The 12,756-nt window shown below is 69.3% G+C and carries 9 protein-coding genes; 7 read left to right on the top strand and 2 right to left on the bottom strand.

The genetic code is table 11. The annotated features are described in order from the left end of the window. Positions 1-3 precede the first annotated feature (3 nt). Positions 4-1,206: an aminotransferase class V-fold PLP-dependent enzyme gene (locus BJQ94_RS10215; RefSeq protein WP_265398659.1), complete on the bottom strand. Its 1,203-nt coding sequence runs from the start codon at positions 1,204-1,206 to the stop codon at positions 4-6. 114 nt (positions 1,207-1,320) lie between these two features. Here BJQ94_RS10215 and BJQ94_RS10210 point away from each other — a divergent pair, with 114 nt between their 5' ends. From BJQ94_RS10210 to BJQ94_RS10180, 7 genes are all read left to right on the top strand, one after another. Next, positions 1,321-3,006 carry an ABC-F family ATP-binding cassette domain-containing protein gene (locus tag BJQ94_RS10210; RefSeq protein WP_265398660.1) on the top strand — a complete coding sequence of 562 codons (1,686 nt, stop codon included), beginning with the start codon at positions 1,321-1,323 and terminating at the stop codon, positions 3,004-3,006. A 98-nt stretch (positions 3,007-3,104) separates the two neighbouring features. Beyond that, complete coding sequence (locus BJQ94_RS10205) at positions 3,105-4,139, top strand: LLM class flavin-dependent oxidoreductase (protein WP_265398661.1); 1,035 nt, start codon at positions 3,105-3,107, stop codon at positions 4,137-4,139. A 103-nt stretch (positions 4,140-4,242) separates the two neighbouring features. Further along, positions 4,243-6,471: a glycogen debranching protein GlgX gene (glgX, locus tag BJQ94_RS10200; RefSeq protein ID WP_265398662.1), complete on the top strand. Its 2,229-nt coding sequence runs from the start codon at positions 4,243-4,245 to the stop codon at positions 6,469-6,471. 5 nt (positions 6,472-6,476) lie between these two features. Continuing rightward, positions 6,477-8,807, top strand: a complete 2,331-nt coding sequence (gene treY / locus BJQ94_RS10195; protein WP_265398663.1) for a malto-oligosyltrehalose synthase — start codon at positions 6,477-6,479, stop codon at positions 8,805-8,807. After that, on the top strand, positions 8,808-10,571 hold the full coding sequence (treZ, locus tag BJQ94_RS10190; protein ID WP_265398664.1) for a malto-oligosyltrehalose trehalohydrolase: 1,764 nt from the start codon (positions 8,808-8,810) through the stop codon (positions 10,569-10,571). It abuts the gene before it with no gap. A gap of 56 nt (positions 10,572-10,627) precedes the next feature. Next, positions 10,628-11,188 (top strand): hypothetical protein, encoded by a 561-nt coding sequence (locus tag BJQ94_RS10185; protein WP_265398665.1) that lies wholly within the window; start codon positions 10,628-10,630, stop codon positions 11,186-11,188. After that, positions 11,188-11,763, top strand: coding sequence for a hypothetical protein (locus tag BJQ94_RS10180; protein ID WP_265398666.1), 576 nt, complete (start codon positions 11,188-11,190; stop codon positions 11,761-11,763). The genes BJQ94_RS10185 and BJQ94_RS10180 overlap by 1 nt, the downstream gene beginning before the upstream one ends. Here BJQ94_RS10180 and BJQ94_RS10175 read toward each other — a convergent pair. Continuing rightward, entirely contained in the window at positions 11,760-12,614 is an 855-nt protein-coding gene (locus BJQ94_RS10175; protein ID WP_265398667.1) for an oxygenase MpaB family protein, read from the bottom strand. The two genes, BJQ94_RS10180 and BJQ94_RS10175, sit on opposite strands and share 4 nt — an antisense overlap. Positions 12,615-12,756: the final 142 nt, after the last annotated feature.

Here is a 12,756-nt window from a genome sequence, read left to right as displayed (position 1 = left end):
AGGTCAGCCGATGGTCTCGTCGAGGGCGGCCGATAGGTCTCCGATCAGGTCATCGGCGTCCTCGAGGCCCACGGAGAGCCGCAGATGACCGAGGCGCTGGAACTCGTCGGGGTAGTAGGCCGCCCTCGGTCCGGTGCCTGAGACGTGCACGATGAGGCTCTCGTCGTGGCCCAGGGAGACCGCGGAGGTGATCACCCGCAGCGCCGCGACGAACCGGTTCTGCGTGGCCGGGTCCCCGTCAATCGCGAAGGCGAGCATCCCCCCGAAACCGTGCTGGAATTGCCGGAGAGCCACCTGGTGCTGAGGATGGGTCGGCAGGCCGGGGTATGCCACGTAGGCCACCCGGGGATCGCCGGCCAGGAACTCGGCGACCAGCTGGGCGGATGCCGTGTGCTGGCGCATCCGGAGCGGCAGGGTCACCGAGCCGCGCATGATCAGCCAGGCGTTGAACGGGCTGATCACCCCGCCCACATCCACCATGGCCTCTGACTTGATGCGTTGGATCAACGCTCGGGAGCCGATCACGGCCCCGCCCATCGCATCCCCATGGCCGTTGACGTACTTGGTCAGCGAGTGCACCACGAGGTCGGCGCCAAGCTCGAGCGGGCGCAGCACTGGCGGTGGGGTGAAGGTCGAGTCCACCGAGAGGAGAACTCCGGCCGCTCGGGTGATGGCCGCGATCGCCGCAATATCGGCCACCCTGGTGGTGGGATTGGCGATGGCCTCGACGTGCACCAGCCGGGTTTCGGGGCGGAGCGCCGCCCTGACCGCGGCCGGGTCCGCGGTGTCGACGAACGTGGCCTGGATGCCGAACTTCTCCGGCAGGAGCTCGCGGAAGAGTTTGAAGGTGGCCTCGTAGGCAACATCGGAGACCACGACATGGTCACCCGTGCGTAGGAAGGTGAAGAACACGGCGTGCAGGGCAGCGACGCCGCTGGCCAGGGCGACGGCGTCCTCACCCCGCTCCACCAGGGCGAGCTTGTTTTGCAGGCCCAACTGGTTGACCCCGCTGTTGCGCGTGTAAAGCGGCACGTCGGTGCCGGACCAGCTGATCGAGGACGGATCCTCCGGCAACGCGTAGGAGTTCGCCATCACGATCGGGGTGCGGACCGCACCAGTGCCTGGATCGATCTGGTTGCCGGCGTGCACGGCCTGGCTGAACTCGGCCAGGGTCTCTGGCGCATATTTGTCTGGGCGAACCGTCATGAGCCCAGCGTACTGAGCGGTGCCGAGGTGGCCGCCGGTGTGACGCTTCGCGACGGCCGGGGCGGAACGGCCAGGGCGGAACGGCCGGTGCGGAACGGATGGGAAACTGGAACCATGACCGCAACACTCGTCGCCAAGGACCTCGCCGGCGGCTACGCCCATCGCACACTGTTCGACTCCCTCGACCTCACCGTCGCGCCCGGCGACGTGGTCGGGGTGGTCGGAGTGAACGGTGCCGGAAAATCCACCCTCCTGCGTCTCCTTGCCGGTCTCGATCAGCCACAGGGCGGCACCGTGGCGCTCTCACCGGCAGACGCGTTCGTCGGCTGGCTACCGCAGGAGCACGAGCGCGTGCCCGGTGAGACCGTGGCCGGTTACATCAGCCGGCGCACCGGATGCGCCGACGCCACCAGGGAGATGGACGCCGCGGCTGCCGCCCTGGCCGAGCCGGCGCCGGCGGGCGGGGCCGACCCCGCCGATGTGTATTCCGCGGCCCTGGACCGGTGGCTGGCCAGCGGGGCCGCAGACCTCGACGACAGGCTTCCCGCCGTGCTGTACGACCTGGGCTTCACCCTCGAGGCCGAGGTCGCCGCTGACGCGCTCATGACGTCACTCTCCGGCGGCCAGGCGGCGCGGGTCGGCCTGGCGGCACTCCTGCTGTCGAGGTTCGACATCGTGCTGCTCGACGAGCCCACGAACGACCTCGACCTCGACGGCCTGGAGCGCTTGGAGGGATTCGTGCGGGGCCTCCGCGGCGGTGTTGTCCTGGTCAGCCACGACCGCGAATTCCTCGCGCGCTCCGTGACCCGGATCCTGGAACTCGACCTCGCCCAAGGCGCCAATCGGCTCTTCGGCGGCGGCTACGACTCCTACCTCGAGGAACGCGCCACCGCCCGACGGCAGAAGCGCGCCGCCTACGACGAATTCGCCGACAAGAAGGCCGACCTGGTCGGCCGCGCCCGCACGCAGCGGGAATGGTCCAGCCAGGGTGTGCGCAACGCCATGAAGAAGGCGCCGGACAACGACAAGATCCGCCGCAAGGCCTCGGCGGAATCCAGTGAGAAGCAGGCGCAGAAGGTGCGCCAGATGGAAAGTCGCATCGCCCGCCTCGACGAGGTCGACGAGCCACGCAAGGAATGGCAGCTGGAATTCAGCATCGGCAGCGCCCCGCGCTCGAGCAGCGTGGTGTCGATCCTCAATCAGGCCGAGATCCGGCAGGGCGACTTTGTCCTGGGCCCGGTCTCCCTGCAGGTCTCTGCGGGGGAGCGGATCGGCATCACCGGACCCAACGGCGCCGGCAAGACCACCCTGTTGCGCGCTCTGCTGGGCCGACGGGCACCCGACTCGGGCACCGCGAGCCTGGGGGCCAGCGTCGCGATCGGCGAGATCGACCAGGCCAGGGCCAGCGTCACGGGCGACGCGACCCTGGTGGCCATCTTCGAGGAACGCCTGCCCGACCTCGCGGCCGGCGAGATCCGTACCCTGCTGGCCAAATTCGGTCTCACCGCCGACCACGTCAACCGGCCCGCCGACGCCCTGTCACCCGGCGAACGCACGCGTGCGGGCCTGGCACTGCTGCAGGCCACCGGGGTCAATCTGCTGGTGCTCGACGAACCCACCAACCACCTCGACCTGGCCGCGATCGAACAACTCGAGCAGGCCCTTGAGGCCTACACGGGCACGCTGCTCCTCGTCACGCATGACAGGCGGATGCTGGCCACCGTGCGGATCGACAGGCACTGGACCGTGGACGCCGGGCAGGTCACCGAGACCAGGGCCGCCGCATCCGGGGCGCATTGAACCAACGCGGCTGAGCAGACCTGGAATAGAACCGGCCACGCCGCCGTTGGGCCGTAGTATGCGTATGCATGCAAATTGATCGGAAAGGCGCTTCACACATGGCACCGACACTGGAACTGGGTCTCGACACGTTCGGCGACGTCACCTACGCCGAGGACGGGACGCTGCTCAGCCACGCCCAGGTGCTGCGGAACGTGGTGGCGGAGGGCGTGCTGGCCGATCAGGTTGGCCTGAGTTTCTTCGGCATCGGCGAACACCACCGCGAGGACTTCGCCGTCTCCGCGCCCGAAGTGGTGCTGGCGGCCATCGCGGGCCGCACCAGCACCATCAAACTCGGTTCCGCCGTCACCGTGCTCAGCTCCGACGACCCCGTCCGGGTGTTCCAGCGCTTCGCCACCCTCGACGCCGTGTCCGACGGTCGCGCAGAGGTCATCCTCGGCCGCGGCTCATTCACGGAGTCGTTCCCGCTCTTCGGCCTCGAACTCAACGACTACGAACAGCTCTTCGAGGAGAAGCTCGAACTGTTCACCGAGCTCCTCAAGGAAGAGCCGGTGACCTGGTCCGGCACGACCCGCGGCGCCCTGACCGACCAGCGGGTGTTCCCGCCCACCGAGTCCGGCTCCATCCGCACCTGGATCGGCGTGGGTGGAAGCCCGCAGTCCGTGGTGCGCGCGGCGCACTACGGCCTGCCTCTGATGCTCGCCATCATCGGTGGCGAACCGTTGGCGTTCGCCCAGTTCACCGATCTGTACCACCGCGCCCTCGCCCAGTTCGGCCGGGAGCCCCTGCCCATCGGTGAGCACTCGCCGGGCTACGTGGCCGCAACCGACGAACAGGCCCGTGAAGAGATGTGGCCGCACTACCGCGCCATGCAGGACCGGATCGGCCGCGAGCGCGGCTGGGGCCCCGCCACCAAGGCCAGGTTCGAGCAGGACGCCGGCCCGGACGGCGCCCTGTTCGTGGGCTCCCCGCAGACCGTCGCCACCAAGATCGCCAAGATGGCCACCGGGCTCTCGCTCTCGCGCTTCGACCTCAAGTACAGCCTGGGCACGCTCTCGCACGAGAAACTGATGACCAGCATCGAGCTCTACGGCACCGAGGTGGCGCCGCTCGTGCACGAGCTCATGGCCTGACGCGCGAACAGGACTCCCGGACGGGGTAGCGTGAACGAGTGGGCCTGGCTCAGGCAAACCGCCCACGCTCACCCTTTCGCTTTCATTCCTCGAGGAGTACACCGTGGAAACCTGGCCCGGATCTGCCTACCCGCTCGGCGCGACCTATGACGGTAGCGGCACCAACTTCGCCCTGTTCAGTGAGGCAGCCGAGCGGGTGGAGCTCTGCCTCTTCGACGAGAACGGCGCGGAGACCCCCGTCGAGGTCCGCGAATCCAGCGCTTTCGTCTGGCACTGCTACCTGCCGGAGGTGCAGCCGGGCCAGCGTTACGGCTACCGCGTGCACGGCGAGTACAACCCCGCCGAGGGCAAGCGTGCCAACCCGAACAAGCTGCTGCTCGACCCGTACGCCAAGGCCACTTGCGGCGTCATGGACTGGGACCAGGCCCTGTTCTCCTACAACTTCGGCGACCCGGACTCCCGCAACGACGAGGACTCCGCCCCGCACATGATGCTCGGCGTCGTGGTCAACCCGTTCTTCGACTGGACGGGTGACCGCTCGCCGCGCACGCCGTACAGCGAATCGGTGATCTACGAGGCCCACGTGAAGGGCCTCACCCAGCTGCAGACCGAGGTGCCGGAGTCCCAGCGCGGCACCTACGCTGCCGTGGCGCATCCGTCGGTCATCGAGCATCTGAAGAAGCTCGGCGTCACCGCGATCGAGCTGATGCCCGTGCACCAGTTCGTCAACGACAGCACACTGCAGGACCAGGGCCTGAGCAACTACTGGGGCTACAACACCATCGGTTTCTTCGCCCCGCACAACACCTACTCCTCTAGCGGCGACCTCGGCCAGCAGGTGCAGGAGTTCAAGGGCATGGTCAAGAACCTGCACGCCGCCGGCATCGAGGTCATCCTCGACGTGGTCTACAACCACACCGCGGAGGGCAACCACCTCGGTCCGACCATCTCGTTCAAGGGCATCGACAACGCCGCCTATTACCGGCTGATGGACGACGACGGCCGCTACTACATGGACTACACCGGCACCGGCAACACCCTCAACGTGCGACACCCGCACGCCCTCCAGCTGATCATGGACTCGCTGCGCTACTGGGCCATCGAGATGCACGTCGACGGCTTCAGGTTCGACCTCGCGAGCGCGCTGGCCCGCGACCTGTACGACGTCGACAAGCTCTCCACCTTCTTCGAGCTCGTGCAGCAGGACCCGATCGTTTCGCAGGTCAAGCTCATCGCCGAGCCCTGGGACGTCGGCCCCGGCGGCTACCAGGTGGGCAACTTCCCGCCTCAGTGGACGGAATGGAACGGCAAGTACCGCGACACCGTGCGCGACTTCTGGCGCGGTGAGCCCTCGACGCTGGGCGAATTCGCCTCCCGCATCTCCGGCTCCGCCGACCTCTACGAACACTCCGGCCGCCGCCCGGTCGCGTCGATCAACTTCGTCACCGCACACGACGGCTTCACCCTCAACGACCTGGTCTCGTTCAACGAGAAGCACAACGACGCCAACGGCGAGGACAACAACGACGGCGAAAGCCACAACCGGTCCTGGAACTCTGGCGTCGAGGGACCCAGCGACGACGACACCATCCGCACCCTGCGCGGCCGGCAGCAACGCAACTTCATCGCCACCCTGCTGCTGTCGCAGGGCGTGCCGATGATCCTGCACGGCGACGAGCTCGGCCGCACCCAGCAGGGCAACAACAACACCTACGCCCAGGACTCCGAGCTGAGCTGGATCCACTGGGACGAGGCCGACCAGCCGCTGATCGAGTTCACGGCCGCCGTCGTGCGCCTGCGCAAGGAACACCCCACCTTCCGCCGCAGCCGGTTCTTCGACGGGCACCCCGCCAAGCGCGGCGAGGGCGACCCGCTGGCCGACATCGTCTGGCTGAACACCGATGGCGAAGAGATGCAGGCCGAGGACTGGGACGAGAGCCGCTCACGCACAGTGAGCATGTTCCTCAATGGCCAGGGCATCCGCGAGCGCGACGCGCGCGGGCGGGACGTCACCGACGTCAACTTCATGCTGCTGTTCAACGCGGATGCCGAGGACGCCGAATTCACCCTGCCCAGCGAGGAATATTCGCCCGCCTGGGAGATCGTCATCGACACCGGGGGAGAGGGCGCCGACTCGCTGCCCCGCCCGGCCGGCGCGATCCACACCGTCATGGCCCGCTCCCTCGTGGTGCTCCGCGAATACCACGAGCCCGAGGTCGCGCCGGATCACTCCGTCGCAGCCTCACTGGCCAGCCATCCCTCCCCGCCGACGGCCACACTGGTCCTGCCGGTGCTGCCTGACCCGTACGCCGAGACCGAAGGACCCGTCTAACCGTCATGAGCCTCCCCGTCTCCACCTATCGCCTGCAGATCACGTCGGCCTTCACTCTGGATGCGGCGGCCGCCGTGCTTGACTACGTCACCGAGCTCGGCGCCGACTGGCTCTACCTCTCCCCGCTGCTTACCGCGGAGGAAGGCTCCGACCACGGTTACGACGTGGTCGATCACGGCTCGGTCGATCCGTCCCGCGGCGGTGCGGACGCGCTCCTGCGCCTGTCCGAGTCGGCGATCGCGGCCGGTCGCGGCATCCTGGTGGACATCGTGCCCAACCACATGGGCGTCAACACGCCGCACGCCAACGCCTGGTGGTGGGACCTGCTCCGCAGCGGCCAGGCCTCGCGCTACGCCGAGGCGTTCGACGTGGACTGGCCGGCGGGCAACGGGCGGCTCCTGTTGCCGGTGCTCGGTGACGGCGACACCGAACTCGACCAGCTCGAGGTGGTGGGCGACGAACTGCGCTACTACGACAACCGGTTTCCGATCGCCCCCGGCAGCGCTGACGACGGCGCGACCGCCGCCGTCGTGCACGACCGGCAGCACTACCAACTGGTCAACTGGCGCCGCGCTGACGCTTTCCTCAACTACCGTCGTTTCTTCGCCGTGAACACCCTCGCGGGCGTTCGCGTCGAGGTGCCCTGGGTGTTCGACGAATCACACCGCGAGATCCTGCGCTGGGTGCACTCCGGCCAGGTGCAGGGACTGCGGGTGGATCACCCCGACGGCCTCGCCGACCCGGGCGGCTACCTGGACCGGTTGAGCGCGGCCATGCCTGAAGGCTACCTCCTGGTCGAGAAGATCCTGGAGGGCAGGGAGCAGCTGCCCAGCAACTGGGCCACAGACGGCACCACCGGCTATGACGCCCTCGCCGACTTCGACAGGGTCCTCGTCGACCCCGCGGGGCAGGACCGCCTCGACACGCTCGAGGCGAACCTGCAGGCCGAGCGTACCGGCGGGGCAGCGGACGGGCCGGTCTCCTGGCCCGAGCTGGTCTACAGCGGCAAGCGGGCCATCGCAGACACCATCCTGCAGAGCGAGGTGCGAAGGCTCGACCGCCTCATCCCCGAGGTGCCCGATGCCGTCGACGCTCTCGCCGAGCTCATCGCCTGGTTCCCGGTCTATCGTTCCTACCTGCCCGTCGGCCGGCACGAGCTCGATACCGCCGTGCGGCTGGCCAGGCTGCGCCGGCCCGACCTGGACGGCACGATCACCGCCCTGCTGCCGTTCCTGACCGACCCCGCGCATCCGGCCGCCGTGCGATTCCAGCAGACCTCGGGGATGGTCATGGCCAAGGGCGTCGAGGACACCGCCTACTACCGGTACAGCCGGCTCACCTCGCTCAACGAGGTGGGGGCGGACCCGAGCGAGTTCGCGCTGTCCGTGGACGAGTTCCACCGGCGCCAGCAGACCCGGCTGGCCGTTGCGCCCGCATCGCAGACCACGCTCTCCACCCACGACACCAAGCGCGGCGAAGACGTGCGCGCCCGTATCTCGGTCCTCGCCGAAATCCCCGACGAGTGGGCCGGTCTGCTCGCTGAACTGCGCGCCATGGCGCCGGTGGGCGACGCGCCCTTCGAGAACCTGCTCTGGCAGGCCATCGTCGGGTCCTGGCCCGCATCCACCGACCGGCTCATCGGCTACGCCGAGAAGGCCTCCCGCGAGGCCAACCTCTCCACCACCTGGACCGCCCCCAACGAGGAATTCGAGAACTCGATGCGCGCGCTGGTGCGGAGCCTGGCCGAGGACGGCCCGCTGGCCCGCCTCGTCACCTCCGTGGTCGACAGGGTGAAACAGGCCGGCTGGAGCAACTCGCTTGCCCTCAAGCTCATCCAGCTCACCGCACCCGGGGTGCCGGACGTCTACCAGGGCAGCGAGCTCTGGGAGATGTCGCTCGTCGACCCCGACAACCGGCGCCCGGTTGACTACGCGGTGCGGCGGGACTACCTGCACCGGGTGACCGGGGGCTGGCTGCCGCCGATCGACGAGACCGGCGCCGCAAAGCTGCTCGTCACCACGCGCGCCCTGCGGCTCCGGCGCGACCGGCCGGAGCTGTTCTCCCGGCACGCACCCGTTGAAGCCTTCGGCGCCGCGGCCGCCCACGTGGTGGCCTATGACCGCGGCGGCGCCGTGACCGTGGCCACCCGGCTGCCACTGGCGCTGGCCCGAACCGGCTGGGGTGACACCACGATCATGTTCGCCGGCCACAATTGGGAGGACACCCTCACCGGGGCCCGCTTCAGCGGCGGCGAGGTGCGCCTGGCCGATCTGCTGTCGCGCTACCCGGTCGCGCTGCTCATTCCCGCATCCGCTGCCACCGAGGAGGTCAACTAAGTGACGACAGATCAGACCCAGCCCATCGACGTATGGGCGCCGGCCGCCGAGACCGTGCAGCTGGTCACCGGAACCGAGCCCCGCACACCCGCCGCGATGACCCGCGGCGACGCCGGCTGGTGGCACGGCAGCCTGGCGGGCAGCCCGGATGGCGTCGACTACGGCTTCATCGTCGACGGCGACGGTCCGTTCCCCGACCCGCGCTCCCGCCGCCAGCCCCACGGCGTGCACGAGCTCTCGCGCAGCTTCGACCCGGCCGCGCACCACTGGCAGGATGCCGCGTGGACCGGCCGCCAGCTCGCCGGCTCCACGATCTACGAACTGCACATCGGCACCTTCACGCCGGAGGGCACCCTGGCCGCCGCAGCGGGCCGGCTCGACCACCTCGTCGCCCTCGGCGTCGACTTCGTCGAACTGCTTCCCGTCAACGGTTTCAACGGCACGCACAACTGGGGCTACGACGGCGTGCTCTGGTACGCCGTGCACGAGGGCTACGGCGGCCCGGCCGCCTACCAGGCCTTCGTCGACGCCTGCCATGCCGCAGGCATCGGCGTCATCCAGGACGTCGTGCACAACCACCTCGGACCCAGCGGCAACTACCTGCCCAACGTCGGCCCCTACCTCAGCGACGCCGAGGGCAACACCTGGGGCGCGTCCGTCAACCTCGACGGGCAGGACTCGGACGAGGTGCGTCGGTACATCATCGACAGCGCCCTGATGTGGCTGCGGGACTATCACGTCGACGGGCTCCGGCTGGATGCCGTGCACGCGCTCAAGGATCACTCCGCCGTACACCTGCTCGAGCAGCTTGCCACCGAGGTGGCCGTGCTCAGCGCCTCGGTCGGCCGGCCATTGACCCTCATCGCCGAATCCGACCTGAACGACCCGCAGCTGATCACACCGCGGGAGGCCAACGGGTACGGCCTCGACGCCCAGTGGAGCGACGACTTCCATCACGCCGTGCACGTCGCTCTCACCCGCGAGACCGTCGGTTACTACGCCGACTTCGCCCCACTCGGGGCCTTGGCCAAGGTGCTCACCCGCGGATTCTTCCACGACGGCACGTACTCCAGCTTCCGCGGACGCCACCACGGCCGCCCGATCGACGTCGAACGGATGCCGGCCTGGCGCCTGGTGGTCGCCAACCAGAACCACGACCAAATAGGCAACCGCGCCATCGGTGACCGGCTGAGCGCCCATCTGGACACCGGGCAGCTCGGGATCGCCGCCGCGCTGACCCTGCTGAGCCCCTTCACGCCGATGCTGTTCATGGGTGAGGAATGGGGCGCGCGCACTCCCTGGCAGTTCTTCACGTCGCACCCCGAACCCGATCTCGGCCTGGCCACGGCCGAAGGCCGCATCGGCGAGTTCGCCCGGATGGGGTGGGACCCGGCCGTCGTGCCCGACCCGCAGGACCCGGGCACCTTCGAGCGGTCCAAGCTGGACTGGACCGAACAGCAGCGCCCGGCTTCCGGCCGGCTCCTGGCCTTCTACCAGGACCTCGCGGCACTGCGCCGGGGGCTCTCCGATGTGACCGATCCGCGGTTGGGCCGGGTTGCCGTGTCCTTCGACGAGGCAGAGGGCTGGCTGCGGCTCACCCGCGGCGACACCGAGATCGTGATCAACCTGTCCACCTCCGCACAGTGGGTTCCCGTGCTGGCCGAGGGCGTGCTGCTGTCGTTCGCCGACAATGCCGACGCGGCGCCCCGGCTCGAACCCGGCCGGGTCCTGCTGCCGCCGCACTCCGTCGCGGTGCTCGCCTAGCCCACCGACCTAGCCCCACCGATCAGAACCTAGCCCCACCGATCAGAGGAGGACCCGTGAGCCACTTCCTGTCCGCACAGACGGCGGCGGCGCTGGCCACGCTCGTGGCACTGGATGCGGCGGAGTCGGCACCGCCCCTCGAGCGGATGCGGGCCATCCGCTCCGTGCTCCACCACCTCGACGCCGACCCGGCCGCACTCGCCAGCGTGCGCGACGCCCTGGCCGGCGGATCGGGGTGGCCGGAGATCGCCGACGCCGCCGGGCTGAAACCGACGGCGGCCAAATGGCGGTGGCAGGGCACCGACGCCGAGATCGCCGCGCGGCTCGATGCCGGCCGCAAGCGCAGCATCCGGCCGAGCACCGTGCCCACCGATCTGCCCGGGCACTCGGTGGCCGAGGCTGCCGCCCGGCTCGGGATCACCCCGCAGGCCGTGTACCTGCAGGTGAGCCGGGGTAGGCTGATCAGCCGCACCGTCGAGCTCGCCGACGGTCGGAGCTACAAGAGGGTCTTCCTGCCCGGCGACGCGCTACCCTCCACGACAGAGCAGCCAACCACAGAGCAGCCCGCGACAGAGCAGCCCACGACAGAGCACGCATCCGATCAGACCTTGGAGTGATGATGACCGATCAGAGCTACGACCCGTTCGACCGCACCCGACCCCTCGAGCCCATCACGACGACCGAACGGCTCGAGATGCCCGGCACCGACGCCACCGCCCCTGGCGCACCGTCCGGCCCGCAGGCCGGGTCGGAGCAATCGGGTCAGCCGGCACCGGCCAAGGCCCGCAATCGCACCCTCATGTCCGACCTGCGCACCGGGCCGCCGCAGCGCGCCGCCCTCGTTGTGCTCGTCGGGATCGCGGTGTTGACGATCGCCTTCCTGATCATGATCTTCGTCAACGTGTCCAATGAGAGCGTCATCGCCCTGGCCGTGATCGCCACGCCGATCGCCTCGATGGTCGCGGCGTACTACGCGGTCACCCTGAGCATTCAGCAGGTGCGCACCGAACGCGCCGACAAGGACGCGGCCATCGTCAAGCTCGACGCGGTGCGGGAGAGCGCCAGGGAGACCGAGGTCTGGGCCTCGCAGATGGAGTCGGGACTGCGGGTGGCGATGGCCAAGCTCGACGGCGCCGGTGTGGCCACGGATTCGGTCACCAGGGCCGCGGGGACCCCCGACGACTTCTTCTAGCCGGTGAGCTTCCGCCCTGCCCGCAGGTAGTGCCGCATCGGCGCGTGCCGCAGGCGGCTGGGCAGGCGAGGGTAGATCAGTCTCACCGTGCCGACCAGAGCGTCGTAGCGGCGTTGGCGGCCCGCTGACCAGGGCAGCGCGAACAGCGCACGCTCCTCTGGTTTCAGGAGCCCCGTTGTCATGAGCCGGGCGAGCGGCATGGCCAGGCGCAGCCAGACCGGCCCGGCCCGCGGGTGCAGCAGCCGGTCGGCCACGCCTCTCGTCGTCGCATCCGTGCTGAGCTCGGCCGTCGCCCGGCGCCAATAGGCGGCGAATGCCCGCCGGTCTTCCGGCCAGAGGCCGGGCGGCACCTGCAGGGCCGTGCCGAGCACGCCGTAGTCGCGATAGACGGACTCCGCGTCGTCGTCGCCGAGCGGGCCGTAAACCAGGTCGTGCATGCGGGTAGCGGACTCGTAGAGAGTCGCCGCCACCCAGAGTTGCAGTTGGGGGTCGAAGGCGTTGTAGGCGGGTGTGCCGGCGCTGGGTGAATCGACGCTGTGTGCACCGGCGGGCTGTTCACCGGCGCTGTGCACGGGCCGGTGGGCGAGGGCGACCCGGCGAACGGCCACGGCCCTGTCGAGGGGAGTCCCGCAGGTGACGGCATACACATAGGCCAAGGTGCCGCTCAGACGCCCTAGCGGCCTGGCGGCGAAATCGCTGTGCCGGGCCACGCCGTGGCCGACGGCGGGGTTCGCTAGCTGCAAGAGGATCGCGCGCCCGCCGGCGAGGACCAGCACGCTCTCCGGGGCGATGTCGCGGATGCCCAGGGCCGGCCGGTCCGTGACGGCCGGTGCGGGCGGTGTCTGCCTCATCGTGGACTCCTCTCACGTGGCCGAGCCTACGTGCTCGACCTGTACCTGGCCTGACCTGTTCCGGGGCGTCCGCGGAGGCGTTCCTGAATTGTTCATATTATTTCTTGCGAGTCGTGGAATATCCTGAAGTCGTATGCGCTTG

Origin of the sequence: Cryobacterium sp. SO2, assembly GCF_026151165.2 — a bacterium.
Taxonomy (GTDB): domain Bacteria; phylum Actinomycetota; class Actinomycetes; order Actinomycetales; family Microbacteriaceae; genus Cryobacterium.
Note: the sequence above shows the minus strand (reverse complement) of the source record. Positions and strands in the feature narration are given on the sequence as shown.